Source organism: Dyella sp. 2RAB6 (assembly GCF_052115385.1).
Taxonomy (GTDB): Bacteria; Pseudomonadota; Gammaproteobacteria; order Xanthomonadales; family Rhodanobacteraceae; genus Dyella_D.
Genome location: NZ_JBFRGP010000005.1, coordinates 256,571 through 282,627, shown reverse-complemented (window position 1 = coordinate 282,627; position 26,057 = coordinate 256,571). Strand labels below are relative to the sequence as shown.

At 67.5% G+C, this 26,057-nt stretch carries 22 protein-coding genes; 10 read left to right on the top strand and 12 right to left on the bottom strand.

All coding sequences use genetic code 11. The features are described 5' to 3' along the window. The first annotated feature begins 322 nt into the window (after positions 1 to 322). Complete coding sequence (locus tag AB4083_RS11190; protein ID WP_441607881.1) at positions 323 to 772, top strand: DUF192 domain-containing protein; 450 nt, start codon at positions 323 to 325, stop codon at positions 770 to 772. Positions 773 to 1,005: 233 nt separating this feature from the next. Here AB4083_RS11190 and AB4083_RS11185 read toward each other — a convergent pair whose 3' ends face one another. Beyond that, positions 1,006 to 1,191 carry a rubredoxin gene (locus AB4083_RS11185; RefSeq protein WP_441607880.1) on the bottom strand — a complete coding sequence of 62 codons (186 nt, stop codon included), beginning with the start codon at positions 1,189 to 1,191 and terminating at the stop codon, positions 1,006 to 1,008. 94 nt (positions 1,192 to 1,285) lie between these two features. Here AB4083_RS11185 and thiE point away from each other — a divergent pair, with 94 nt between their 5' ends. Both thiE and hemL read left to right on the top strand, forming a co-directional pair. Further along, positions 1,286 to 1,924, top strand: coding sequence for a thiamine phosphate synthase (gene thiE / locus AB4083_RS11180; RefSeq protein WP_441607879.1), 639 nt, complete (start codon positions 1,286 to 1,288; stop codon positions 1,922 to 1,924). Beyond that, positions 1,921 to 3,201 (top strand): glutamate-1-semialdehyde 2,1-aminomutase, encoded by a 1,281-nt coding sequence (hemL, locus tag AB4083_RS11175; RefSeq protein ID WP_441607878.1) that lies wholly within the window; start codon positions 1,921 to 1,923, stop codon positions 3,199 to 3,201. The genes thiE and hemL overlap by 4 nt, the downstream gene beginning before the upstream one ends. A gap of 52 nt (positions 3,202 to 3,253) precedes the next feature. Here the strand turns inward: hemL and AB4083_RS11170 are convergent, their stop codons facing one another. The 5 genes from AB4083_RS11170 to AB4083_RS11150 form a co-directional block, all read right to left on the bottom strand. Further along, positions 3,254 to 4,489 carry an acetylornithine transaminase gene (locus AB4083_RS11170; protein WP_441607877.1) on the bottom strand — a complete coding sequence of 412 codons (1,236 nt, stop codon included), beginning with the start codon at positions 4,487 to 4,489 and terminating at the stop codon, positions 3,254 to 3,256. Positions 4,490 to 5,092: 603 nt separating this feature from the next. Further along, on the bottom strand, positions 5,093 to 6,430 hold the full coding sequence (locus AB4083_RS11165) for a sigma 54-interacting transcriptional regulator (protein WP_441607876.1): 1,338 nt from the start codon (positions 6,428 to 6,430) through the stop codon (positions 5,093 to 5,095). A gap of 214 nt (positions 6,431 to 6,644) precedes the next feature. Continuing rightward, complete coding sequence (locus AB4083_RS11160) at positions 6,645 to 7,067, bottom strand: VOC family protein (protein WP_441607875.1); 423 nt, start codon at positions 7,065 to 7,067, stop codon at positions 6,645 to 6,647. A gap of 12 nt (positions 7,068 to 7,079) precedes the next feature. Next, the gene (locus AB4083_RS11155) at positions 7,080 to 7,898 is read right to left on the bottom strand and encodes an SDR family oxidoreductase (RefSeq protein ID WP_441607874.1); all 819 of its coding nucleotides are present in this window, start codon (positions 7,896 to 7,898) and stop codon (positions 7,080 to 7,082) included. Between the two features lie 129 nt (positions 7,899 to 8,027). Continuing rightward, positions 8,028 to 8,621: an LON peptidase substrate-binding domain-containing protein gene (locus AB4083_RS11150; protein ID WP_441607873.1), complete on the bottom strand. Its 594-nt coding sequence runs from the start codon at positions 8,619 to 8,621 to the stop codon at positions 8,028 to 8,030. A gap of 107 nt (positions 8,622 to 8,728) precedes the next feature. Between AB4083_RS11150 and AB4083_RS11145 the strand changes: the two genes are divergently transcribed. Together AB4083_RS11145 and AB4083_RS11140 are read left to right on the top strand one after the other, a co-directional pair. Further along, complete coding sequence (locus tag AB4083_RS11145; RefSeq protein WP_441607872.1) at positions 8,729 to 9,652, top strand: ABC transporter ATP-binding protein; 924 nt, start codon at positions 8,729 to 8,731, stop codon at positions 9,650 to 9,652. Next, positions 9,649 to 11,061, top strand: coding sequence for a hypothetical protein (locus AB4083_RS11140; RefSeq protein ID WP_441607871.1), 1,413 nt, complete (start codon positions 9,649 to 9,651; stop codon positions 11,059 to 11,061). The genes AB4083_RS11145 and AB4083_RS11140 overlap by 4 nt, the downstream gene beginning before the upstream one ends. A gap of 3 nt (positions 11,062 to 11,064) precedes the next feature. Here the strand turns inward: AB4083_RS11140 and mpl are convergent, their stop codons facing one another. Both mpl and AB4083_RS11130 read right to left on the bottom strand, forming a co-directional pair. After that, the gene (mpl, locus tag AB4083_RS11135) at positions 11,065 to 12,435 is read right to left on the bottom strand and encodes a UDP-N-acetylmuramate:L-alanyl-gamma-D-glutamyl-meso-diaminopimelate ligase (protein WP_441607870.1); all 1,371 of its coding nucleotides are present in this window, start codon (positions 12,433 to 12,435) and stop codon (positions 11,065 to 11,067) included. 95 nt (positions 12,436 to 12,530) lie between these two features. Next, positions 12,531 to 13,115 (bottom strand): adenylate kinase, encoded by a 585-nt coding sequence (locus AB4083_RS11130; RefSeq protein WP_441607869.1) that lies wholly within the window; start codon positions 13,113 to 13,115, stop codon positions 12,531 to 12,533. Between the two features lie 198 nt (positions 13,116 to 13,313). On the opposite strand from AB4083_RS11130, the gene AB4083_RS11125 reads away from it, so the two are divergent. Further along, positions 13,314 to 14,585 carry a 6-phosphofructokinase gene (locus AB4083_RS11125; RefSeq protein WP_441607868.1) on the top strand — a complete coding sequence of 424 codons (1,272 nt, stop codon included), beginning with the start codon at positions 13,314 to 13,316 and terminating at the stop codon, positions 14,583 to 14,585. On the opposite strand, the gene AB4083_RS11120 is transcribed toward AB4083_RS11125, so the two are convergent. After that, positions 14,575 to 15,294 (bottom strand): FMN-dependent NADH-azoreductase, encoded by a 720-nt coding sequence (locus AB4083_RS11120; RefSeq protein ID WP_441607867.1) that lies wholly within the window; start codon positions 15,292 to 15,294, stop codon positions 14,575 to 14,577. The two genes, AB4083_RS11125 and AB4083_RS11120, sit on opposite strands and share 11 nt — an antisense overlap. Before the next feature lie 83 nt (positions 15,295 to 15,377). Here AB4083_RS11120 and gcvA point away from each other — a divergent pair, with 83 nt between their 5' ends. After that, positions 15,378 to 16,277, top strand: a complete 900-nt coding sequence (gcvA, locus tag AB4083_RS11115) for a transcriptional regulator GcvA (RefSeq protein WP_441607866.1) — start codon at positions 15,378 to 15,380, stop codon at positions 16,275 to 16,277. 154 nt (positions 16,278 to 16,431) lie between these two features. On the opposite strand, the gene AB4083_RS11110 is transcribed toward gcvA, so the two are convergent. The 3 genes from AB4083_RS11110 to AB4083_RS11100 all read right to left on the bottom strand — a co-directional run bounded on the left by AB4083_RS11110 (position 16,432) and on the right by AB4083_RS11100 (position 19,411). After that, complete coding sequence (locus AB4083_RS11110; RefSeq protein WP_441607865.1) at positions 16,432 to 17,199, bottom strand: alpha/beta hydrolase; 768 nt, start codon at positions 17,197 to 17,199, stop codon at positions 16,432 to 16,434. After that, positions 17,200 to 17,739, bottom strand: coding sequence for a hypothetical protein (locus AB4083_RS11105; RefSeq protein ID WP_441607864.1), 540 nt, complete (start codon positions 17,737 to 17,739; stop codon positions 17,200 to 17,202). A gap of 67 nt (positions 17,740 to 17,806) precedes the next feature. After that, positions 17,807 to 19,411, bottom strand: a complete 1,605-nt coding sequence (locus tag AB4083_RS11100; RefSeq protein WP_441607863.1) for a methyl-accepting chemotaxis protein — start codon at positions 19,409 to 19,411, stop codon at positions 17,807 to 17,809. Between the two features lie 231 nt (positions 19,412 to 19,642). On the opposite strand from AB4083_RS11100, the gene AB4083_RS11095 reads away from it, so the two are divergent. The 3 genes from AB4083_RS11095 (at position 19,643) to AB4083_RS11085 (ending at position 25,908) form a co-directional block, all read left to right on the top strand. Further along, on the top strand, positions 19,643 to 20,110 hold the full coding sequence (locus tag AB4083_RS11095) for an RcnB family protein (RefSeq protein ID WP_441607862.1): 468 nt from the start codon (positions 19,643 to 19,645) through the stop codon (positions 20,108 to 20,110). Positions 20,111 to 20,301: 191 nt separating this feature from the next. Next, positions 20,302 to 22,353 (top strand): sodium-translocating pyrophosphatase, encoded by a 2,052-nt coding sequence (locus AB4083_RS11090; RefSeq protein WP_441607861.1) that lies wholly within the window; start codon positions 20,302 to 20,304, stop codon positions 22,351 to 22,353. 432 nt (positions 22,354 to 22,785) lie between these two features. Continuing rightward, the gene (locus AB4083_RS11085) at positions 22,786 to 25,908 is read left to right on the top strand and encodes a TonB-dependent receptor (RefSeq protein ID WP_441607860.1); all 3,123 of its coding nucleotides are present in this window, start codon (positions 22,786 to 22,788) and stop codon (positions 25,906 to 25,908) included. Positions 25,909 to 26,057: the final 149 nt, after the last annotated feature.

Here is a 26,057-nt window from a genome sequence, read left to right as displayed (position 1 = left end):
CACACAAGTCACCTGCGCACACTGTCAAAGATCAATCACTTGCAACCCGTTCTTCCGAATTGCCCCGAGACGTTTCGTCCCGGGTGAGCCGCCCATTCTACATCGTCTTTCCGGTCCGTCAACACCTGCTGCGAAGTATTTCTTGCTGCTGGTGTTGCCGTGGAACCCCGCGTCGAAGGCGTCTCGTCGAAGGGGCGAGAATCATATCGTCCATCCACGACTCTGTGAAGGGGTTGCGCGGAAAATTTTTCCGAAAGATGACAATCGGCGGCCCGCTACACTCGCGCGCATCCACTCACCTATAGAAGGACTCGAGGTAGCGATGAAAAGCCTGCTAGTAGTGCCGCTGTTGTTCGCCATCGCCGCATGTGCCGCCGCGGCGCCTTCGCCACCGCCCAGCGTGACGCTGCACGGCAAGCGCTTCTCCACCGAATTCGCCACCACCGACGCCACGCGCGCGCGCGGCCTGATGATGCGTACCTCGCTGGCCGCCGATCACAGCATGCTGTTCGTGTTCCCGGATACGGATCAACGCTCGTTCTGGATGAAGAACACGCTCATCCCGCTCGACATCCTTTACTTCGATGCCGAGCGCAAGCTGGTCTCGATGCAGCTCGACGTGCCGCCGTGCAAGGCGGACCCGTGCGCCACCTATCCGAGCAACGCTCCAGCCCGCTATGTGCTGGAGCTGCCCGCGGGCACCGCCGGCCGCATCTATGCGACCCCGGGCGACGAACTGGTGGTGGAAGGAACCGTCGGCAAGGTGGAGTGATCGGCCGTTGCGGCCAGATCGTGTGCGCAGGGCACGCCGATGCGGAAGGGAATCAGTGGCGCGGGCTGCAGCTGTTCCAGGGCATCCCAATCGTCTTCGAACGGTACGAACTGTTGCATGTGAGGCTCCCAACTAATGCGCCCCTCTGCGAGGGACGCGGGAGCATCAGAACACGCGGCCCGGTCAATGGAGTGGCAAATTCGGGCCGCGCGCTGGCAGGAGCGGGAACAGCTTCAGTCGACCTCGACCATTTCGAAGTCGGCCTTGGTCGCACCGCAGTCCGGGCAGGTCCAGGTATCGGGCACGTCTTCCCAGCGGGTGCCGGGCTCGATCGCTTCATCCGGTACGCCCTCGGCTTCGTCATAGATAAAGCCGCAGACCACACACATCCATTTCTTGTTGGGGGAGCCCTGACTCATCGTTATCGCGCTGCTTGAAAAGTGAACAAGAGGCGCATTCTCGCAACTCGGCCGGCCGTGCGGAAGCGTACGGCGGCAATCCACCACGATATCCATGCATCCGAAGCTCAGATCCCCCGGCCTCTACGCCATTACCGACGGCCCCCGCGACGATCTCCTGGCCGCCGTGGCCCAGGCGCTGGACGGCGGAGCCCGCCTGGTCCAGTACCGCGACAAGACCGCCGACCACGCCCGCCGCCAGGCCGAAGCCACCGCCTTGCGGCAGCTCTGCGCCAGCCACGGCGTGCCGCTGATCATCAATGACGATATCCAACTGGCAGTCGCCATCCAGGCCGACGGCGTGCACCTGGGCGAGCACGATCCCGCGCTCGCCGCCGCCCGCGCGGCGCTGGGCGCGCAGGCGATCATCGGCGTCTCCTGCTACGACTCGCTCGAGCGCGCGCATGACCTGGCCGCCGGCGGCGCGGACTACCTCGCCTTCGGCGCGTTCTTCCCCTCGCCGACCAAACCGCTGGCCCGCCGCGCCGCGCCCGAGCTGCTGCGGCAGAGCGCCGCGCTGGGCCTGCCCCGTGTGGCGATCGGCGGCATCACGCCGGACAATGCCGGCTCTCTGGTGGACGCCGGCGCCGACTATCTGGCGGTGATCTCCGCCCTGTTCGGCGCCGCCGACGTGCGCGCCGCCGCGCAAACCTTCACCGATCTGTACCCCTCTGCTGCCGGAACCCCGCGATGACCAACCACGAACTCTTCCAGCGCGCCAAGCAACTGATGCCCGGCGGCGTGAACTCGCCCGTGCGTGCTTTCAAATCGGTCGGCGGCGAGCCGTTCTTCACCGCGCGCGCGGACGGCGCCTATCTGTGGGACGTGGAAGGCAAGCGCTATATCGACTACGTGGGTTCATGGGGCCCGATGATCGTCGGCCACAACCACCCGCGCGTGCGCGAAGCGGTCGAGCGTGCGATCAAGGACGGCCTTTCGTTCGGCACGCCCTGCCCGGCCGAGGTCACCATGGCCGAGACCATCACCCGCCTGGTGCCCTCGGTGGAGATGGTGCGCATGGTCAATTCCGGCACCGAAGCCACCATGTCGGCGATCCGCGTGGCCCGCGGCGCCACCGGCCGCAACAAGATCGTGAAGTTCGAGGGCTGCTACCACGGCCACGGCGACAGCTTCCTGGTGAAGGCCGGCTCCGGCGCGCTCACCTTCGGCGTGCCCACCTCGCTCGGCGTGCCGAAAGCGGCGGCGGACCTCACGCTCACCCTCGCCTATAACGACCTGGCCGCTGCCGAGGCGCTGTTCGCCGAGCACGGCGACGATATCGCCGGCCTGATCATCGAGCCGGTCGCCGGCAACATGAACTGCATCGCCCCGAAGGACGGCTATCTGCAGGGCCTGCGCGAGCTGTGTACGCGCCACGGCGCGCTGCTGATCTTCGACGAGGTGATGACCGGCTTCCGCGTGGCGCTGGGCGGCGCGCAGGCGCATTACGGCATCACGCCGGACCTGAGCACCTTCGGCAAGATCATCGGCGGCGGCATGCCGGTGGGCGCCTACGGCGGCCAGCGCGAGCTGATGGAACAAGTGGCCCCCGCCGGCCCGATCTACCAGGCCGGCACGCTGAGCGGCAATCCGGTGGCGATGGCGGCGGGCCTGGCCATGCTGGAGCTGATCCAGGAACCGGGCTTCTACGACCGCCTCGCCGCGCGCACCCGCCTGCTGGCCGACGGCTTCCAGGCAGTGGCCGACGGCGAAGGCGTGCCGTTCAGCACCAACCGCGTGGGCGGCATGTTCGGCCTGTTCTTCACCAAGGAGAAGGTCGAGAGCTACGCCCAGGCCACCGCGGCCGACACCGCCGCGTTCAACCGCTTCTTCCACGGCATGCTGGAGCGCGGCGTGTACCTGGCGCCGTCGGCGTTCGAGGCCGGCTTCCTGTCCAGCGCGCATAGCGACGAGGACATCGCGGCCACACTCGAAGCCGCCCGCCAGACCCTGCGCACTTCCCGCGCCTGAAACGAAACGGGCGCCGCGTTCGCACGCGGCGCCCGCTCACGACGCGCATCGATCAGCGCTTGGCGACGAAGTCGGCCAGCGCCGCACGCAGACGCGACAGGCCATCGGCCAGCTCCGCGTCCGTGATGTTCAGCGGCGGCACGAAGCGCAGCACATCCGGGCCGGCCTGCAACAGCAGCAGCCCATGCGCGGCAGCGTGATCGAGCACTTCGCCCGCGCGCCCCTTGTAAGCCTCCGCCAGCACCGCGCCGATCATCAAGCCGCGGCCGCGCACACCGTCAAACAGCTTCAACTGCGCATCGATCGCCGCCAGCCCGTCGCGCAGCGCCTGCGCCTGCTTCGCAACATTCGCCATCAGCTCGGCGGAACCCAGCTTGCGCAAGGCCACGCGCGCCACCGCGGCCGCCATCGGATTGCCGCCGAAGGTGGTGCCGTGGGCGCCGTACTGCATCACCTCGGCCACCCTGGGGCCGGCCAGCAGGGCGCCGACCGGGAAACCGCAACCCAGCGCCTTGGCCAGGGTGACGATGTCCGGCGTCACGCTGTCCTGCGCGTGGGCGAACAAGCTGCCGGTGCGGCCCATGCCGCACTGGATCTCGTCCAGCACCAGCAGCGCTTCGTGCGCGTCGCACAGCTCGCGCGCGCGGCGCATGAAGGCCGGCGACGCCGGCACCACGCCGCCCTCGCCCTGCACCGGCTCCAGCATCACGGCGGCCACGTCGCCCTGGGCGAAGGCCGCTTCCAGGCCGGCGACGTCGTTGAAATCCAGATAGCGGAAACCGCCCGGCAGCGGCTCGTAATGCTCCTGGTACTTCGGCTGCGCGGTGGCGGTCACCGCGGCCAGGGTGCGCCCGTGGAAGGAGCCGCGGAAAGTCAGGATCACCCGCTGCTCCGGCGCGCGGCCCTTGGAGGCCGCCCATTTGCGCACCAGCTTGATCGCCGCCTCGTTCGCCTCGGTGCCGGAATTGCACAAGAAGACGCGCTCGGCAAAGCCCGACGCCTGCACCAGCTCCTCGGCCAGGCGCAGCGGCGGCTCGGTGTAGAACACGTTGCTGCTGTGCCAGAGCTTGTGCGCCTGGGTCACCAGCGCCTCAAGCAGGTCCGGATCCTGGTGGCCCAGCGCGTTCACCGCGATGCCGGCGCCCAGGTCCACGTAGTCGCGCCCCTCGGTGTCCCACACGCGCGCACCCTTGCCGTGATCCAGTACGACCTCGCGCGGTCGGTACACCGGCAGCCAGTAGCGCTTGCCGAGATCGATCAGGGACGACGATGAATCCTGCGCGTGCATGAAGGGACTCCAGGCGTTGCCATTCGGGCAACACCATCGAATGGTTGAGTGGGGAATGCGCCCGCCAGGGAGCGGGGCGCCCTGCATCGTAGAACCAGCGACCGCGCATTTCCACGCGCCGTGCGCGGGCGTTGTTCGCCCGGGCGTTACAGCGGCACGGCGCTGTTACACCCCGCCGCCGGGACACGGCGCCTTGCCACAGGCCATTCCGCCGCGCCACGCGCCACAACAAGTGCAACGGCGGCGTTACACCTGCTCCCGGGAGCGTTTTCGCAAGTCGTTGAATTTCCTTGACCCGACACCGTCGGAGAAGCTGGCACGCGACTTGCCCTATGAATCATCGACCCAGTTCAAAGCCATCTCTCAGGTGGCGACGCGGGCGGTAACCCGGCGATCCCTGTGGCCGGGCACCAACGGAGGCCCCCGACCGACCCCTGTAGGTCGGGGGCCCTCCGTCTCTTCTTGCCGGCATTCCGGACATAGACGCAGGTTGGGGTGAGCCAAAGGCGAACCCCAACAGTGCGAGACGTCTGGATGCGGCCTTGTTGGGGTTCGCTGCGCTCACCCCAACCTACGGCGCGACGCCGGAATGACGAGCTGCGATCAGCGCAACTGCTCCAACGCCAGCCCATGCTTCTTGCACAGGCGATAGATGGTGACGCGCGAGACCTTCAGCCGCCGCGCGCATTCGCTCACGTTGAAATGGCATTCGCGCAGGCAGCTGATCACCGCCTCGCGCTCGGCCGCCACGCGCGCGCCGCCGAGCGTCGCGCGGCCCGAAGGCATCTGCGAGACGTGGGCCAGGTCCAGGTCTTCCGGCGTGATCAGCGCATCCTCGGCCACCACCGCCGCGCGTTGCACGCGGTTGAGCAGCTCGCGCACATTGCCGGGCCAGCCGAAGTGGCGCATGGCCTGCCGCGCCGCACTGCTGAAAGTGCGTGCATGGCTGCCGTGGTGCTCGCGGAACGCGTCGAGGAAATGCTGGGCCAGCAGCACCACGTCGTCCTCGCGCTCGCGCAGGGCGGGCATATGGAGACGCAGCACATTGAGGCGGTAGTACAGGTCTTCGCGGAAGCGCCCCTGCTCCACCGCCCGCTCCAGATCCACATGGGTGGCCGCCAGCACGCGCACATCGAGCGTGATCGACTGGCTGCTGCCCACGCGCTCCAGCGTGCCTTCCTGCAGGAAGCGCAGCAGGCTGGTCTGCGCATCGGCCGGCAGGTCGCCCACTTCGTCGAGAAAGACCGTGCCGCCGGCTGCGGTTTCGAAATGTCCCAGCCGGCGCGCATTGGCACCGGTGAACGCGCCGCGCTCATGGCCAAACAGTTCGGACTGCACCAGGTTCGGCGGCAGCGCGCCGCAGTTGATCGCCGCGAACGGCCGCCCGGCGCGCCGCGACAGGCTGTGCAGCGCACGCGCCGCCACTTCCTTGCCGGTGCCGGTTTCGCCGGTAATCAGCACCGGCAGATCCACCGGCGCGTACTTGCGCACGCTGGCGATCACCGCCCGCGTGGCCTTGCTGTGACCGGTGATGCCGAGGTCGTCCGGTTCCACCGCGGCGATGTCGCCGCCCAGATAACCCAGGGAATCGAGCAGCCGGTCGACGTCGACCGGTGCGGTGAACACGTCGACGCAGGTATCGATCATGCCGCCCAGCACCGGCTCGCCGGCCGGCATCTCGGCCGGCATCAGCGCCAGCCAGGGCAGGCCCGGGTGCGCATCCATCACCAGCGCCATCGCGGTCATGCTCGCGGCATCGGCTTCGCGCAGATCCGCCATCGCCACCACGGTATTGCCGCCGCGGGTGCCGATGCCGCCCACCGCAGCGGCGTCGGCGACGCGTACGTACCAGCCGGCCCGGTTCAGGCGCATCCGCTCGGTGGCGCTGGGCTGGCCGAACCACACGACGCAGCGCTTGGCGTCTGCCTTGCTCACAGCCATGGGCCTATCCCCCGTCACCGGTCTCGGACGTGGCGCGGTCTCCCAGCCGCACCCTGCGGTCACGTTCCGCAGTCCCTTCCCCCGGGGTTGCTACAGAAGTGTGATATGCCTGACACGTTATAGGTTCGTGCGCGCCATGGGCACCGGCCGAATGGACGGCGCAGGGTCAGCCAGATGGGGGAGCGGGCACGCGGCCCGCACCGCGGAAAAACGCTTACCAGACGCCGGTATTGGCCATCGAGGCCCACGGCTCCTGCGGCGGCAGATGGCCGTCGCGCTGCAGCAGTTCGATCGAGATCAGGTCCGGCGAGCGCACGAACGCCATGTGGCCGTCACGCGGCGGGCGATGGATGGTGTAGCCCAGATCCTGCAGGTGCTGGCAGGTCCGGTAGATGTCATCGACCTCGAACGCGAGGTGCCCGAAATTGCGCGCGCTACCGTAATCCTCCTCGGAGCCCCAGTTGTAGGTCAACTCCACTTCCGCTTCCGGCGAAGCCGGTGCGGCGAGGTAGATCAGGGTGAACTTGCCGGCGGCGCTTTCCATCCGGCGCGTTTCCTTGAGGCCCAGGCCTTCGCAGAAGAAACGCAGGCTGGCGTCGACGTCGCGCACGCGGACCATGCTGTGCAGGTACTTCATGGGTGTTCCTCTTCAATCCAGAAACAAATCGAGCAGCAGCGACTTCGACGGGTCCACCGCATACGGCGCGAAATCGGTGACACCCGCTTCGCGCAGCACTTCTTCGTCGATCAGGAAGCGCCCATGGAAGCCCGCCGCCGGCCGCACCAGCACCGCATGCGCGGCGTCGGCCACGATCTCCGGCTTGCGGCAGCGGGGCAGGTCGATGCCGGGAATCATGTTCAACGCGTCGGTGGCGATGATGGTGCGCGGCCACAGCGCGTTCACCGCCACGCCTTGCGGGCCGAACTCGCCGGCCAGGCCGAGCGTAACGAAGCTCATGCCCATCTTCGCCAGCGTGTAGCCGGTGTGCGGCGCCCACCATGTCGGATCGAGCGACGGCGGCGGCGCGAGTGTGAGGATGTGCGGGTTGGCGGACTTCAGCAGATGCGGCAGGCACGCCTGTGCGCACAGGAAGGAGCCGCGCGCATTCACCTGCTGCATCAGGTCGAAGCGCTTCATCGGCGTGTCCAGCGCGCCGGCCAGCCAGATCGCGCTGGCGTTGTTGACCAGGATATCGATGCCGCCGAACGCTTCGACGGTGGCGGCGACGGCCGCTTTCACCTCGTCCTCTTCGCGGATATCGCACTTCAGCGCCAGCCCCTTGCCGCCGGCGGCATCCACTTCGGCGGCTGCGCTGTGAATGGTGCCGGGCAGTTTCGGGTTCAGCACGCTGCTCTTGGCCGCGATGGCGACATTCGCGCCATCGCGCGCGGCGCGCAGCGCGATCGCCAGGCCGATGCCGCGCGAGGCGCCGGTGATGAATAAGGTCTTGCCTTTCAAGCTGGCCATGGCATGCCTTCCTGCTGGAAAACACCCAGTGTAGGAGCCGCCAACGCGGGCGCAAAGCGCGCGGAGCATCGGGCAAGTTTTAAACGCTTACGCTTGTTCGATCAGACCTGCTGGATCAGGCTTGCCCGATCACGCTTTCTGGAAGCGCGGCAGGATGTGCTGCAGCTCGGCCAGGCGATGCAGCGGATCGGTCAGCTCCAGCATGCGCTGCTGCTCTTCCAGCTCCAGCGGCAGCAGCTCGGCCAGGCGCAAGCCGAGCCAGCTCGCGTCGTCGTAATCGGCCGTGGTGGCATGGCGCCATTGCGGCGCCATATGTTCGAGCAGGCGGCCGAGGATGGTCTGCAACAGGGCGAACTCCACCGGCACGGTGGCGCGGCGTTCGGCCGGCCAGTGTTCCACCTGGCCGGTCACGAGCCCGTCGGAACGCACGCGCGTGCGCGTCACGCGGAAACGCTGCTCGCCCTGCGCGACGATGCCGAGCAGGCCGTCGTCGCCATGGCTGAAGTCGATGATCCGCGCCAGCGTGCCGACCGCCGCGGGCATTGCCGGCTCGCCCACTTCCTGGCCCTTGAGGATCAGGCACACGCCGAAGCCGGTGCCGCGGCGCGAGCAGTCGCGCACCATGTCCAGGTAGCGCCGCTCGAACACCCGCAACTGCAGATGCCCGCCCGGATAGAGCACGGTCGAGAGCGGGAACAGCGGCAGTTCGTCTGGCAGCGGCATGGACATGGGGAAAGAGTGTAGCCAGTTGCCATCACTGGACGGCGGCATGCCCCGCACCGCACAGTGTTCGGACCCGCGAAGAGCCCGTCCCCTCAGGAATCAGCCGGATGTCCACCGCCGAACTGCCCCTCACCCTCGTCGACCCCGTCGGCTTGCCCGCCGCACCGGTACTGCACGTGCAAGGCCTGGTCAAAGCCTTCGACAAACGCGACGTGCTGTGCGGCGTGGACTGGACGGTGCCGGCCGGCCGCGTGATCGGCCTGCTCGGCCGCAACGGCGCCGGCAAGACCACCCTGCTGCGCTGCCTGCTCGGGCTGTCGCCGATCGACCATGGCGAAGTGCAACTGCTCGGCGCGCCGATGACCGAGCCCGGCGGCGAGCGCATGCATCGGATCGGCTTCGTGCCGCAGACCTTCGATCTGTTTCCGTGGATGAAGGTGCGCGCCTATCTGGATTTCACCGCGGCGTTCTACGCGAAGTGGGACCACGCACTGACGGCGCGCCTGCTGCAAAGCTGGGAGCTGGATCCGAAGCAGAAGATCGGCCAGCTCTCGCAGGGCCAGCGCCAGAAGCTGGCGATCGTGCGCGCGATCGCGCCGCAGCCGGACCTGCTGGTGCTGGACGAACCCGTCGCCAGCCTCGACCCGCAGGCCCGGCGCGCGTTCATGACGGAATTGCTGGAGCTGATGCGCCACCCCGGCAAGACGGTGATCTTCTCCACCCACATCACCGCCGACCTGGAACGCGCCGGCGCCGATATCGCCTTGCTGCGCGATGGCCGCATCCAGTTCACCCGTCCGCTGGCGGAACTGCGCGAGCGCTTCGTGCGCGCGGTGCTGACGCGTGCCGAAGGCTGGCCGCAAACGCCCACCGTGGCCGGGCTGCTGAAAGCCAGCGTGGCCGGTGCGGAATTGCAGATGCTGCTCGAAGATGTCGATCTGGCGACGCTGCGCGCATTGGCCGACGAGGCCGGCGCCGCCTTGCGCATCGAAACGCCCTCGCTCGAAGACCTGTTCGTGGAACTCGCATGAGAGCGGTCTGGCAACTGTGGCTGCAGTTGTGGACGCGCATGCCGGTACTGGCGGTGCTGGCCATGCTGATGTGCCTGACCGGACTGGTGCTGGCCTTGATCGCGATGCTGGATGCGCGGGTGGCCTATGTCGGCATGGGCTTCGTCGCCTTCGCCTCGTGGTTCTGGCACATCGGCCTGGGCCAGGTGCTGCGCGGCGTGTGCCGGCCGGAAAGTTTTCTGCTGCCCGATTTCCGCTCGCGGCTGGCCTGGCTGGGCGTGGCCGGCGTGGTGCAGTGGGTGCTGCTGCCGGGCGTGCTGCTGGTGCTGGCCGGACCGCCGCATGGCGCGCTGATCATCGCCGGCTTGTTCGTGGTCGCGTCGCTGGGCCTGGCGCTGGGCTGCGGGCGGCGCGTCAGCCTGGCGATCTGGGCGGTCTTCATCGCGGCCGGCTGGATGCCGCGGCTCGCCTCGCAGGTGGTCGCGGTGGCAGTCGCTTCGCCGTTGACCGCACCCTTGCTGCTGCTGTGCGCCGCGCTGCTGATCTACTACGCGTTGACGCCGCTGCTGCGCGTGCAGGATGCCGACACGCCGACCTCGCCGCTGGAGAACGCGAGCATCGGCCGCAGCAGCCAGTCGGCGCTGGACGACACGCCAGCGCGGCGCGGCCGCTGGAATCGCTGGCTCGGCGAACTGTTCGACCGCGCCGCGGAGCGCGCGCTGGAACGCAGCCTGCAGGCGTATCGCCGCCATGCCAGCGCGGCTGGCCGCCTCGCGCTGGTGCGGCGCCTGCTGCTGCCGCACGACAATCCGCAGGCGATCGCCCTGCGCCTGGTGCTGGTAGCCGGCATGGTGGCGATCTATTTCCTGGCGGTGATGCATCGCCAGCATTTCGATGCGGCGGTGATCGGCGCCTACGCCATCCTGCTCACCATGGCGCGCTTCCCGCAGCTCGGCCGCGGGATGTTGCGCATGCGGCCGAACCTGGCCGATCTCTATCTGACCCTGGCGCCGGCCACACGCGGCGAATACCAGAAGATCATCGTCGACGCGCTGGTGCTGCTGGTGCCGGTGAGCGTGCTGACCGCGCTCACCTATACCTTGCTGGGCAGTGTGCTCGCGCATGCGGCGGAGCCGGCGCGCATGCTGCTCACCGCCGCCATCGTGGCTGCATCGGCCAGCCTGGTGGCGCTGGCCGTGCATCTGATCGGGCCGGAAGGCAGCTTCGGCCGCGGGGCGGTGAACCTGGTGCTGATCTTCGGCGCGATGGCGGCGTACTGGGGCGGCTACTGGCTGCTCGGCGCGCTCGGCCTGGCCTGGGGCGCGCTGGCGCTGGGCACGGTGACGATCAGTTTCGGCGGCGGCGTGTGGTATGCCGCGCAGCGCGAGTACCAGCGGCGGGCGCCGCGGTTCGACGCGCCGCTGGGCTGACGCTCAGCTGCGCAACGCCTCGACGAAACGGCGCGGCGCGTTCTCGAAACCGCCGTTAGACATGAACACCACGTGGTCGCCGTCGCGCACCTGCGCGCGCAGCGAGGACACCAGTGCGTCGACACTCGGCACGGTGGCGCCGCGGCCTTGCAGCGCCCCGGTGACGCGCTTGGCGTCCCACGGCAGCTCGGGGCGATGCAGGAACACCACGCCATCCGCATCGGCCAGCGACGGCGCCAGCCCTTCGGCATGCGCACCCAGGCGCATCGAATTGGAGCGCGGCTCCAGCGCCACCAGGATGCGTGCCTTGCCCACCTTGGCGCGCAGGCCCGCCAGGGTGGTGGCGATCGCGGTCGGGTGATGGGCGAAATCGTCGTACACGCGCACGCCCGCCACATCGCCCACCAGCTCCATGCGCCGCTTGACGCTTTCGAAGCTGGCGAAGGCCGGCAGCAGCGCGCGCGGATCGGCGCCGGCCGCCGTCGCGGCGGCGAGTGCGGCCAGCGCGTTCATCACGCTGTGATTGCCCAGCAGCGGCCAGCGCACTTCGCCCAGCCGTTCGCCGCTGCGGCGCACGGCGAAGGCCGAACCGTCCGCTTCGATCAGCTCGGCCTGCCAGTCGCCCTGCCCGATGCCGAAGCTTTCAACCGGCGTCCAGCAACCCATCGCCAGCACTTCGGCGAGGCGCTCGTCATGCGCGTTGACGATCAGGCGGCCGTTGCCGGGCACGGTGCGCACCAGGTGATGGAACTGACGCTGGATCGCGGCGACGTCGGGGAAAATGTCGGCGTGGTCGTATTCGAGGTTGTTGAGGATGGCGATGCGCGGGCGGTAGTGCACGAACTTGGAGCGCTTGTCGAAGAACGCGCTGTCGTACTCGTCTGCCTCGATCACGAACGGCTTGCCGCCGCCCAGCCGCGCTGAGATGCCGAAATTGCCCGGCACGCCGCCGACCAGGAAGCCTGGCGCCAGCCCCGCGCTTTCCAGCAGGTGCGCCAGCAGGCTGGTGGTGGTGGTCTTGCCGTGAGTGCCGGCGACGGCCAGCACTTCGCGCCCGGCCAGCAGCGTTTCGCCCAGCCATTGCGGGCCGGAGACGTAGCGCAGTTGTTGGTCGAGCATGTATTCGATGGCTGGGTTGCCCCGCGTCATCGCGTTGCCGACCACGATCAGGTCCGGCTGCTCGCGCCCCGGCGAGGCCTGCAGATGTTCGGCCGTATAACCCTGCATCAAGGTGATGCCCAGCGCCCGCAGCTGGTCGCTCATCGGCGGGTAGACGTTGGCATCGGAACCCTCGACCGGCAGGCCGAGCTCGCGTGCCAGTGCGGCGACGCCGCCCATGAAGGTGCCGCAGATGCCGAGGATGTGCAGACGCATGGAGAACCTGTCGAACGCGTGGCGCGGCGGGTGGCCGTCACGAAAAGAGAGAAGCCGGATGAAGAACGGGCCGCTCGTGGCGGCCCGTGTCCGGATCAGCCGTTGGCGGCTGCCGATTCCTGCGCGAGAGCGCGCTTGACGCGTGCGGTGACTTCGTCGAGTTCGCCGACGCCATCGACCACCTGCAGCTGGCCGCGCTTGGCGAAGAAATCCGCCACCGGCGCGGTCTGCTCGGCGTAGACCTTCAGGCGGTCGCGCACGACCACCGGGTCGTCGTCCTTGCGGTGCTCGGCTTTGAAGCGGATCTCGACGCGGCCGATGATCGCTTCGTCGGGCACGTCCAGCTTCACCACCGCGTCCAGCGGCTGGCCGATCTTGACCAGCAGGTGGCCCAGCGCTTCGGCCTGGGCCACGTTGCGCGGATAGCCGTCGAGGATGAAGCCGTTCTTCACGTCGTCCTGCGACAGGCGTTCTTCCAGCATGGCCAGCAGGATGTCGTCGGACACCAGCTTGCCCGCGTCCATCACCGCCTTGGCTTTCAGGCCGGTCGGCGTGCCGGCGGCCACGGCCGCGCGCAGCATGTCGCCGGTGGAAATGTGCGGCACGCCGAGTTCAACCTTGAGGCGCGCAGCCTGGGTACCTTTGCCCGAGCCGGGCGGGCCAAGAAGGACGAGTCGCATAATGCTCCAAGGGTTCCGGGTTGCTGCGGCACGCTGCCGCCAGCCGTCGGAAAAAAGAAAATTGACAGTCACGTTAACGTCTGCGGGGGGTGCCGTCAAACGAGATGGCGCTCTCATTTGCGCCAAGTCACTGTTGTAAAAGCGTTCTCCCACCCGCGTACGATTGCCGCACTGCACGATCATCCTAGGAGCTAGCTCATGAAGCGTTCGTCTCGATCCCCCGCCGGCCGCCTTTTGTATGCCCAGTCCGGCGGCGTGACCGCGGTGATCAATGCCACCGCCGCCGGCGTGATCGAGGCCGCCCGCGCCAAGGGCGTGCAGGTGTATGCCGCGCGCAACGGCATCCTCGGCGCGCTGCGCGAGGAACTGATCGACACCTCGAAGGAAACCGCAGCCGCCATCGCGGCCCTGCGCCACACGCCCGGCGGCGCATTCGGCTCCTGCCGCTACAAGCTCAAGTCGCTGGAAGCCAACCGCGCCGAGTACGAGCGCCTGATCGAGGTGCTGCGTGCGCACGACATCCGCTGGTTCCTCTACAACGGCGGCAACGACTCGGCCGACACGGCGCTGAAGATCTCGCAGATCGGCAAAGCGCTGGGCTACGACATCCGCTGCATCGGCGTGCCCAAGACGGTGGACAACGACCTGGCCGTCACCGACTGCTGCCCCGGCTTCGGCTCGGTGGCGAAGTACACCGCCGTCGCTACGCTCGAAGCCAGCCTCGACGTGGCCTCGATGGCCGACACCTCGACCAAGGTGTTCATCCTGGAAGTGATGGGCCGCCACGCCGGCTGGATCGCCGCAGCTGCTGGCTTGGCCGGTAACAGTGCCGACGCGCCGCCACATCTGATCCTGTTCCCGGAGCGGGTGTTCGACGAGGCGGCCTTCCTGGCCAAGGTGAAGGCCACGGTCGAGCGCGTGGGCTGGTGCACGGTGGTGGCTTCCGAAGGCATTCGCAACGCTGAGGGCCAATTCCTCGCCGAGGCCGGCGGGCGCGACGCCTTCGGCCATGCGCAGCTCGGCGGTGTGGCGCCGGTGCTGGCCGCGCTGGTCAAGGAAAAGCTCGGCTACAAGTACCACTGGGCGTTGCCGGATTATCTGCAGCGCTCGGCCCGCCATCTCGCCTCCAAGACCGACGCCGACCAGGCCTATGCGGTGGGCAAGGCCGGGGTGGAGTACGCGCTGGCCGGCCAGAATGCGGTGATGCCGGTGATCGTGCGCACGGCGGACGTGCCGTATCGCTGGAAGATCGAGTCCGCTCCGCTGAGCAAGGTCGCCAACCGCGAGAAGAAGATGCCGGCGTCCTTCCTTACCCGCGACGGTTTCGGCATCACCGCCGCCGCGCGGCGCTACCTCGCCCCGTTGATCCAGGGCGAGGCGCCGCTGCCCTATGGCAAGGACGGGTTGCCGAAGTACGTGCAGCTCAAGAACCTGGCCGTGGCCAAGCAGTTGCCCGCCTTCAAGCCATGACGAGCTGCTGGCCGGCGCGCGCTGCGCGTTCGGCCAGCAGCGTGTCCACCAGCGCATCGACGGCCGCCTCTGCTGTGCGCAGCGAGGCGGCCAGGCGGTCGCCGCCGAATTCGTCGTACTCCACCGCCGCGCTGCGTACGTCGGTGATGCCGATGTACGCGAAGGCGGTGCGCACGGCGGGCTCGACGTGATTCATCGCTTCGATGCGACCACCGGGGCCGTAGCCGTAGTCGCCGCGCGAACCCAGCAGCACCAGGGTCCGGGGGCGTTCGTCCAGCAGCGGCCAATAAGGTTCGCCGGCGCGTGCGCGGTCGAAGCCGAAGCTGCGCCCTACCCGCACGATATTGTCGATGTAAGCCTTGAAGCCGCTTGGCACGCCGAAGTTGTACATGGGCACGCCGGCGACGATCAGGTCGGCGGCGATCAGCTCGTTCACCAGTGCGTCGCTTTCGGCGAGGCGCTGGTGCATCCACGGTGCGCGCGCCGGTTCCGGGGTGAACGCGGCATGGATCCAGGCGCCATCGACGTGGGCGGGAGGATTCTGGCCGATGTCGCGGTAAAGCAAGCTGTCCGTGGTACGCGCGGCATGCCAGCGGGCGGTGAAACGGGCGCTCAAGCGGCGTGTGTGCGAGCCATGGGCGTGGAGATCGGAGCGGCCGGGGCGGGCACTGGCGTCGAGGTGCAGCAGGGCGGTCATAAAGCTTCCCATGCATGAACTCCATTCACGTGATGGAGAATGAAGCGCATGCTATGCAGCCTTACTACCGCTTAAAAACGATAGTTTCTCACCCGATGCGTGAATCAAATTCATCTATCGCCCGCCGCCTGCCGCCGCTGGGTGCGCTGCGCGCGTTCGAAGCCGCCGCGCGCCATCAGAGTTTCCGCATGGCCGCGGAAGAACTCTCCGTCACCGCCACCGCGGTGAGCCATCAGATCCGCCAGCTCGAACGCCTGCTCGGCGTCACGCTGTTCGAGCGGCAGGTACGCAAGGTGACGCTGACGGCGGAAGGACGCCTGCTGTTTCCCGCGCTGCGCGAGAGTTTCGACCTGATGGCGGCCGCCGTCGCACCACTGCTGCGGCCGAAGCGGCGGCGCATGCTCACCGTCTCCGCCACACCAGCCTTCGTCGCGCGTCTGCTGGTGCCGCGGCTGGCGGCGTTCCAGTCCAGCCATCCCGAACTGGACCTGCGCCTGCATGCGTCCACGCAGCCGGTGGATTTCGCTGCGCAGCAGATTGATGCGGCGATCCGCTATGGCAAGGGACCGTATCGCGACTTGCGTAACGAACCGCTGCTGCACACGCGCTTTGCACCGATGTGCAGCCCCGCGCTGAAATTGCGCACGACCAGGGATCTCGCGCGTCATCCGCTGCTGCATTTCCAATGGCAACCGAGTTTTCGTGAGCCGCCGGACTGGATGGCGTGGCAGCGTGCGGCCGGTTTGCGCACCTTGGACGCTGCCCGCGGTGTCACCTTCAGCGACGAGACGCACGCCATTGATGCGGCGATCGCCGGCCAGGGCGTGGCCTTGCTCAACACCGCGCTGGTTGCGGACGAGCTGGCGCGCGGGACACTGGTGCAGCCGTTCGGGCCTCAGCTGGATGGGTTGGACTACCAGTTGGTGTATCCGCAGGCGGCGGAGCACGATCCGGCGCTCGCGGCACTGCGCGATTGGTTATTCAATTTGAGTTGAGCGGTTCTTCGACGCGAAGTTTCTTCAATCAATTTGAGTTGAGTGTGTTTCTTCAACTCAACACGCTTCTTCAAATCAAATTGAATTGAGTGTGTTTCTTCCAATCAGCGAGCCGACGGGCTTCTTCAAATCAATTTGAGTTGAATCGAGCGCGCTACGGAAAAAAGCGCGTGAGGCCAGCTCGGTACTCCAGATAGTCCTGGATATCGTTATGCCCCGCCTCGGGCACGACCTGCTGCAGCGGCGGCGTGGCGAAGCTGGCCGCCAGCGCAGCGGTGCGCTCGGCCGGCACCAGCTCGTCCTGCCCTGCTCGCACGATCAGCGCCGGGCAATGGACCTGTGGCGCGTAGCGCCAGGAATCGAAGCGGTCGCGCGCCAGCCAGTCCACCGGAAACCACGGATAGAAACCCTGTGCGACACGCACCAGGCTGTCGAACGGCGTAACCAGCGCCAGCCGCTCGACCGGCCGCCGCGCCGCCAGCTGCACCGCGACGCCACTACCCAAGCTGCGCCCCAGCACCGCCACGGCAGCATGATCTTTTGCCACGCGATCTAACCACGCCAGCGCGTCGGCAACCAAAGCCTGCTCGCCAGGCTCGCCATCGCTGGCGGCATAACCGCGATACGGCAGCAGATAGACGGTGCGTTCGGGAAACCAGCGCGCCAGCTCTTCGCGCGCATCCTCGACGCGCTCGCCGTTGCCGCCGAAATACAGCAGCGCACGCGGCTTGCCGGGGTTCACCACCCAGCCACGCAAGGTCACGCCCTGATTGACCAGCGCGATATCCGGCGCATGCGCGACGCGCCAGCTGAACTCAGGGTGGTAGATCATGCAGCGCTGGTTGAAGTACAGCGCGGCGGCGAAAGCCAGATAGAGCAGCACCACCAGTACGGCCATCACGCCGATGACGCGCAAGAACACTCAGTGATCCCTTGCCGCCGGCTGTGCCTCGTCGACCGTCTCGATCCGTGTCACCTTGCCCGCCTTCAACGTGATGCGGATGGTCCGCTCCCTGGCACGCGACGATAGCGCATCCGGCGGCAGCACCAGCTCGCCGCTGTACCAGTCGGCGAACACCGGCTTGCCCGGCGCTACGCCGAACAGTTCCGGCAAGGTGACGCGGTGGCATTCGCCGGCATAGACGGCCGCGTCGATGCAAAGCCAGCTGTCGATATCCACCAGGTAGAGGCGGTCGTCCTCCAGGCGCCAGCGGCCGGAATAGCCACGCTCCTCGTCGGTCGCCGTGTGCAGCGGCGCCGGCATGAAGCGCGGACGGTCGCGCCCGGCGTAGCGCTGCGCCAGCGGGTCGCCCAGCACCGCATAGGTACGGCCATGCCATTCCAGCCGTTCGGGCGGTGGCAGCGCCTGCGCCGCCCAAGGCAAGAGCATGAGCAGCAGCAGGCAGGACAGCGCCAGCCGTCCCGTCCACCTGCGCGCAAAGCCTTTCGCTGTCCGCTTCATGGGCCGCAGCTTGCCACAAGGTCTTGCGGGCGCCAGTACGCCTTTCGGCAAGGACGCGCGAGCCGCGTCACGCTTCCGCATCGGCCATTTCGCCAGCAAAGCGAAAGAACCCGACCAGCCGGCGCAGGCCGTCCGCCTGCTCGCGCAGGGCCGCGCCGGCGCCCGCCACCTCCTCGACCAGGGCCGCGTTCTGGCGGGTCGTCTCATCCATATGGCGCACGGCGCCGCCGATCGCCCCGATGCCGTCGGACTGGCCGCGGCTGTTGGTGCTGATCGCGGCCACCGTGCGGGACACTTCCACTGCACTCTCCACGATGCGCTCCAGCACCTGGGCCGAACGGTCGGCCAGGACCGCGCCGGCCTCGACCGTGCTTCGGCTGTCTTCGATCAGATGCCGGATATCGCGCGCCGCCTCGGCGCTGCGCTGGGCCAGCTGGCGCACCTTGTCGGCGACCACTGCGAAGCTGCGGCCGTGCTCGCCGGCGTGTGCGGCCTCCACTGTCGCATTGAGCGCCAGCAGGCGCGTCTGGAAGGCCAGCGTGTCGATCGCGCCGACGATATCGGTCATGCGTCGGTTGGCCGCATCGATGGCATCGACCGAGCGCATCGTCTGCGCCACCAGTCCGCTGCCGTCCTCGGCCTGCAGCCGTGCGGCGGCGGCGAGGCGATCGGCCAAAGCCGCGCTGTCGGCATTGCGGCGCACGGCATCGGTGACCTGGCTCATCGAGGCGCCGGTGCCGGCGAGGCTTTCCGCCTGCGCCTGGGTGCGCTGGCGCAAGGTGTCATTGCCATGGGCCAGGCGATCGGCCGCGTGTGTCACGCCGGCGGCGTTCTGCTGCACCTGGCGGACGACCACGGCCAGGCGCCGGTCCATGCGCTGCAGCGCGCGCAGCAAGCTGCCTATCTCGTCGTGATGGCCGGGCTCGATGGCGTGGCCAAGCTCGCCGTCGGCAATGCGCTGCGTCACCGTCACCGCCTGGCCCAGCGAGCGGGTGACGGTGCGGATCAGCAAGCTGTCGACCAGCGCCGCCGCGCCCAGCCCCGACAGCAGCACGGCGAGCAGCACCGCCAGCGCGCGCCGGCTTTCCCGATGCGCGTCCGCAGCCGCGGCATCGCCCGCCTGCAAAGCTTTGGCGAACAGATTGGCGAAGTCGGCATGCAGCGGCACGAAGGCCGGCTGCACATCCGAGGCGATCTGCACCTGGGCGATGTCGTATTGCTCGGCCTCCAGTTGCTTGATCGCCTCGTCGACTATTTGTTCGGCCGCCTTGCGGTGGGCGTCGGTCACACCGAGCAATTGCGCTTCCTGGCGCGCCAGGCCGCTGGCTTGCAGATGCTTCCAGGTCCGCTCGATATCGACACGATTGGACTGGATCAAGGTCTTGGCCTCGTCCAGCGCCGAGGGCAGGCGCGTGAGGCCGGCATGGGTCAGAGCATTGAGGCTGTCGTTGTAGTCGTTCTGGATACGGCCTACGTCAGAGACGGGACTGAGCGCGTCGGCGACCAACGCGCCCATGCGCCGGTCGGCATGCAGCAGCGCCCATACCGCGGCGCTGCCGACCAGCAGCATCAGCAGCAACAGGCCGCCCAGCCGCAGGATCAGGCGGGCACGCAGGGAAAGCGCAGGCGACGCTGCCCACCGGGGGCGGGCCAGGGTCAGGGGAAAACGCATGGGTGACCTTTGCTTGGGGAGCGGGGGATGGCCCCTGCATCGGCCGGACGATGCAGCGCTTTAGGAAAAATCTTGTTTTAAATCAATTATTTCAATTCGATATAACAACGGTGTCGCCAGGGTGACACGGCTGACCGCCAGATGAAGGTCCTGTGACGGATAAGCCCCGGCGTTCAGACGCAGCTTTCTACGATCTTTCATAACGACGGCAGTCCGTCGGGAGGAGCGCATATGAAGACTCTGACCAAACAGTTCCTCGGCAAGCTGGCCCTGATCGCCGGCCTGCTGCTGGCCGGCAGCGGCGTCGCGCTGGCCGACAACGACCACGGCCGCGAGCACGATCGCGGCGATCGCGGCGACCGCCATGGCCACTACGACCGCGACCGCGGACACGGCAACTGGGAGCGCCGGGACTGGAGCCATCGGGATGGCGGCCGCCGTGACTGGGACCGCCGCGACCACTGGCGTGGCCCGGACCGCGGCTGGCACGACGACCGCCGCTACTACGGCGGCCACTATCGCCCTCACCATCGCTGGGCGCGCGGCGAGCGCTACTACGGTCCGGTCTATGTGGTGAACGACTACCGCTACTACCGCCTGCGCTCGCCGCCGTACGGCTATCACTGGGTGCGCGATGACGGCGGCTATCTGCTGGTGGCCGTGGGTACCGGCATCATCCTGGACATGGTGCTCAACTAAGCAGCCACCACGCGGAGCAGGTGAAGGCGGTGTCTACGGACACCGCCTTTTTCTTGCGCTCATGCGCGGCCCGCACACACCGCATCGGCATATGCGTTGCGTCGCACAACATAAGCCCCGCCGACCTCTGCCTATACTCGCCGGACCCGCCCGCAAAGGGCGGTCACTACAACCGGGATGGGGAGGCTTCGATGCTGCAGCAGTATGGCTTGTGGATCGTGCTTGCATGTGCGGTCGTGGCAGTTCTGTATGGCGCGCTCTCGGTGCGCTGGATTTTGGCGAAATCACCGGGCAACGAGCGCATGCAGGAGATCGCCGCGGCGATCCAGCAAGGTGCACGGGCCTATCTCAACCGACAGTACGCCACCATCGGTGCCGTCGGCCTGGTGCTGTTCTTCGTCGTCGGCCTGGCCCTGGACTGGGGCACGGCAATCGGTTTCGCCATCGGCGCGGTGCTGTCCGGCGCCACCGGCTATATCGGCATGAACGTCTCGGTACGCGCCAATGTGCGCACCGCCGAAGCGGCACGCGAAGGGCTGGCCTCGGCGCTCAACGTGGCGTTCCGCGGCGGTGCGATCACCGGCATGCTGGTGGTCGGCCTGGCGTTGATGGGCGTGGCCGCGTACTACGCGGTACTGCGCCATCTCGGCTACGAGAGCATGCATGCCCTGCATGCGCTGGTCGGCCTGGCCTTCGGCTCTTCGCTGATCTCGATCTTCGCGCGCCTGGGCGGCGGCATCTTCACCAAGGGCGCGGACGTCGGCGCCGACCTGGTCGGCAAGGTCGAAGCCGGTATTCCCGAGGACGACCCGCGCAACCCGGCGGTGATCGCCGACAACGTGGGCGACAACGTGGGCGACTGCGCCGGCATGGCCGCCGACCTGTTCGAAACCTACGCGGTGACCCTGATCGCGACCATGCTGCTGGGCGGCGTGATGGCCGAGCAGACCGGCGCCAACGGCGTGCTGTTTCCGCTGCTGCTGGGCGGCGCCTCGATCCTCGCCTCGGTGGTCGGCACCTTCTTCGTGCGCTCGCGCCCGGGCGGCAAGATCATGAATGCGCTATATGCCGGCGTGGCGGTCTCCGCCGTGCTCGCGGCAATCATGTTCTGGCCGATCACCAGCCAGCTGATGGCCGAGTCGGCGTTTGGCGTCGGCAAGCTCTACGGCTGCGCGCTGATCGGCCTGGCCCTGACCGGCGCGATGGTGGTGATCACCGAGTACTACACCGCCACCGAATATGCCCCGGTGCGCCACGTGGCGCAGGCTTCCACCACCGGCCATGCCACCAACATCATCGCGGGCATCGGCGTGTCGATGAAGTCCACCGCGCTGCCGGTACTGGCGGTGTGCGCGGCGATCTGGGGCGCGTTCGCGCTGGCCGGCCTGTACGGCATCGCCATCGCCGCCACGGCCATGCTCAGCATGACCGGCATGGTGGTGGCGCTGGACGCCTACGGCCCGATCACCGACAACGCCGGCGGCATCGCCGAGATGGCCGAGCTGCCGCCGGAAGTGCGCGGCGTCACCGACCCGCTCGACGCGGTGGGCAACACCACCAAGGCGGTGACCAAGGGTTATGCGATCGGCTCGGCCGGCCTGGCCGCGCTGGTGCTGTTCGCCGACTACACGCACAACCTCAGCCAGCATCTCGGGATCAGCGACTTCCGCTTCGACCTGTCCAACCACTACGTGATCATCGGCCTGCTGATCGGCGGCCTGATCCCCTACCTGTTCGGCGCGATGGCGATGGAAGCCGTGGGCCGCGCGGCGGGCTCAGTGGTGGAAGAGGTGCGCCGCCAGTTCCGCGAGATCAAGGGCATCATGGAAGGCACCACCAAGCCGGACTACTCGCGCGCGGTGGACATGCTGACCAAGTCGGCGATCAAGGAAATGCTGGTGCCCTCGCTGCTGCCGGTGCTGGTGCCGGTGCTGGTGGTGTTCGGCTTCAAGTGGCTGGGCGGCGCCGAGGCCGGCGCGCAGGCGCTGGGCGGCGTGCTGATCGGCACCATCGTCACCGGCCTGTTCGTGGCCATCTCGATGACCACCGGCGGCGGCGCCTGGGATAACGCCAAGAAGTACATCGAGGACGGCCACCACGGCGGCAAGGGTTCGGATGCGCACAAGGCCGCCGTCACCGGCGACACCGTGGGCGATCCTTACAAGGACACCGCCGGCCCGGCGGTGAACCCGCTGATCAAGATCATCAACATCGTGGCGCTGCTGCTGATTCCGCTGCTCTGAATCCGGCACGCATTTAGACGTCCAAATTCTGGACGTCCAGACCAGAAAGCGGCCCGCACGGGCCGCTTTTTCTTTGGCCGTCACATTCACGCAAGCGGATAGCAAGTTCGCCGTAAGTTTCAGCGATCGCCACGCAAGGCCCTACGGCAGCGCATGTCGTTGCAAACCATTGACGTCAAAGCACTGTGAAAAATACCTAGACGTTTTTTGTTACGAACATGTTGACCCTTTCGTAAGTCTTCGCTAGAACCGAAGTAGGCCGGAAGTCATCCGGCCAGGGGAAAAACGCAATCCCGACGCGCATTTCTGGTTCCTGGGGAGGGACCGGAGCAGGTTCTTGCGGCCTGTCGCACCCGGGATGCCTTTCTTCTTGACCGCGCGGCAACCCATGAACCGCGCTTTTCGAATCATCTCCTGGGGGAGTCTGTTGTAATGACCATCACCACTTTTTCGGCGTCCCGTTCGCTGCGTTATTCCGCACTGACGCTCGCCATGGGCCTCGCGTTCGCCAGCACCGGCGCGCTCGCGCAGTCCAATACCACCGGCTCGATCTTCGGCCAGGTGGCCGCCAAGCAAGGCACCACCGTCGTCGCCGAGAACACCGAGAACGGCTTCAGCCGCACCGTCAGCGTCGACGACAGCGGCCGCTACCGCTTCTCCACCCTGCCGGTGGGCAAGTACAAGGTGACCCTGCAGAACAACGGCAGCACCGTCAGCAGCCGCGACAACATCGTGGTCGCCATCGCCAGCGGTGCCGAAGTGTCCTTCGGCGCGGCGGGCGCGGCCAACGATGCGAAGAACCTTGAAGGCGTCTCCGTCATCGCCACTGCGCTGCCGGCGATCGACGTGTCCTCGGTCGACACGCGCACCGTGCTCACCTCCGAGCAGCTCAACAAGCTGCCGATCGGGCGCAGCGTCGGCGCCGCCGCCCTGCTCGCCCCGGGCGTGGTGGAGAACTCCAGCTACAGCACCACCGGCTTCGGCAACATCCCGAGCTTCGGCGGCGCCGCTTCCTCGGAGAACGCGTACTACATCAACGGCTACGCGGTGACCAACCCGCTGCAGTCGCTGGGCGCCACCACCCTGCCGTTCGACGCGATCGACCAGGAGCAGGTGCTCACCGGCGGCTACGGCGCCGAGTTCGGCCGCTCCACCGGCGGCGTGATCAATATCGTCACCAAGCGCGGCTCCAACCAGTGGAAGGGCGGCGTCTACGCCATCCTGCGTCCGGAAGCGCTGCGCGCCAATCCGCGCAACAACTACTTCCCGAATACCGGCTACTACGGCCCGGGCAAGGCGACGCCCACCGACGGCACGCTGTACTGGTACCGCAACAAGAACCAGTACTCGTACAACACCTACGGCGCCTACTTCAGCGGCCCGCTGATCAAGGACAAGCTGTTCTTCTACGTCGACGGCGAGATGACCAAGCAGGACGGCAACTCGGTTGCCTCGTTCTCCAACTCGTCGAGCACCACCGCCAAGACCGGCTGGAACGACTACACCTACAAGATGCCGCGCTGGACGGCGAAGATCGACTGGAACATCACCGACAGCAATATCCTGGAATTCACCGGCGTCCAGGACAACATCGTCTACGACTCCAGCCGCTACTCGTTCAACTACAACGACTCCTCGCACGGCGCGGTCAAGAACGGCGGCGTGCACCAGAAAGACAGCAGCCGCCTCTACATCGCCAAGTACACCAGCTACATCACCGACGACCTGACCGTGTCGGCGCTGGTCGGCAAGCAGAATCTCGAGCATCTGCAGCAGCCGTTCGGCTATGACCCGAGCTGCCCGTACATCTCCTCCACCGCGACCAGCCAGGCTCCGGGCCTGAACTACGGCGCCTGCCAGCAGGGCGCGGTTTCCTCGCTGCTGCTGCCGGGCGCCAACGACAAGACCCACGGCTGGCGTCTGGATATCGAGTACCGCCTCGGCGACCACACCCTGCGCGCGGGCTACGACGCACAGACGGCCGAGTCGCTCACCGGTTCGGCCTATCCCGGCGACTACGCCTGGATCTACGGCTGGCAGGCCAACCCGAACATCGGCATCGACGCCAGCCACGGCGTCGCCTCGCCGGGCTCGGCCGGCGGCCTGGGCACCAAGGGTTACTACGTCTCGCGCGCCTACAACACGCAGAACGCCAAGGTGAAGACCGATCAGCAGGCGCAGTTCATCGAAGACCGCTGGCAGATCACCGATCGCTGGCTGGTCTCGCTCGGCCTGCGCAACGAGCAGTTCACCAACTACAACGGCGCCGGCCAGCCCTACGCGCGCCAGCGCCACCAGCTGGCCCCGCGCATCGGCGCGGCGTGGGACGTGTTCGGCGATTCCTCGCTGAAGCTGTTCGCCAACGCCGGCCGCTACCACCTGGCCATGCCGAACAACGTCGCGGTGCGCGGCGCTTCCGGCTCGCTGATCACCAACGAGTACTACACCTACACCGGCGTCGATCCGAAGACCGGTGCGCCGACCGGCCTCACCCCGGTCGCGGTCGACCACAGCAAGGGCTACACCTGCGGCAACACCAATGCCATCTCCGCCAATCTGGAATGCGGCGACGCACCCGATCCGCGCACCGTGGCGGCCAAGGGCCTGAAGTCGCACTTCCAGGACGAGTACATCGCCGGCCTGGAGCAGCAGCTGAGCCCGACCTACAACTGGGGCGCCAAGCTGACCTACCGCAAGCTGCGCAGCGCGATCGACGACACCTGCGCCCCCGCACTGGGCGGCCGCTGCTTCCTGTTCAATCCCGGCACCGGCAACACCTTCCTGGAAGAACAGACTGACGGCAGCTTCAAGGAAGTCCACTACAGCCGCGAGCAGCTGGGCCTGCCCGAACTCAAGCGCAAGTACTACGCGCTTGACCTGTTCCTGGAGCATCCGTTCGCGGACAAGTGGTACGGCCGCATCGACTACACCTACTCGCGCAACTACGGCAACACCGAGGGCCAGCTGGCCTCCGACCTGGATACCGGCAACGGCGGCCAGGCCGACGTGTCGACCACCCAGGACTGGGATCTGCCGCAGCTGATGGTCGGCTCCAACGGCCTGCTGCCGAACAACCGCAAGCACCAGATCAAGGCCTACGGCTACTTCCAGGCCACCGAGGAATGGCGTTTCGGCGCGACGCTGGTCGCCGCCTCGGGCCGTCCGAAGAACTGCACCAGCCACTACCCGACGGCCGACAAGGGCCTGTACAGCGGTGCGGCCTACTGGTTCTGCGGCCTGTCCGGCTCGGGCACCGCGCCGGGCAGCGCGGGCTACGTCGCGCCGTCGGCCGACTACGCCTTCTCGCCGCGCGGCTCGCACGGCTCGGCCCCGTGGACCTACCAGCTGAACCTCAACGTGGCCTACCAGCCGGCATGGCTGAAGGACTTCACGCTGCAGCTGGACGTGATCAACGTGCTGAACCGCCAGGTGGCCACGGCCTACAACTATCGCTACGAGACCAGCTCGCGTAACACGCCGAACCAGCTGTACCTGCGTGAGCTGAACGTGTCGGACCCGCGCTACTTCCGCATCACGGCGCGCTACGACTTCTAAGCACAGGCATTACACAACAACCGAGCCCGGCGCCAGGCATGGCGCCGAGGCCTCGGGTCTCCCCGAGTGCCGCCGGTATCCACCGGCGGCTTTTTTTTGTGGGGCGGACCGGTTCCCCGTTCCGTCCCGACCTGCTTGAATGGCCCGAC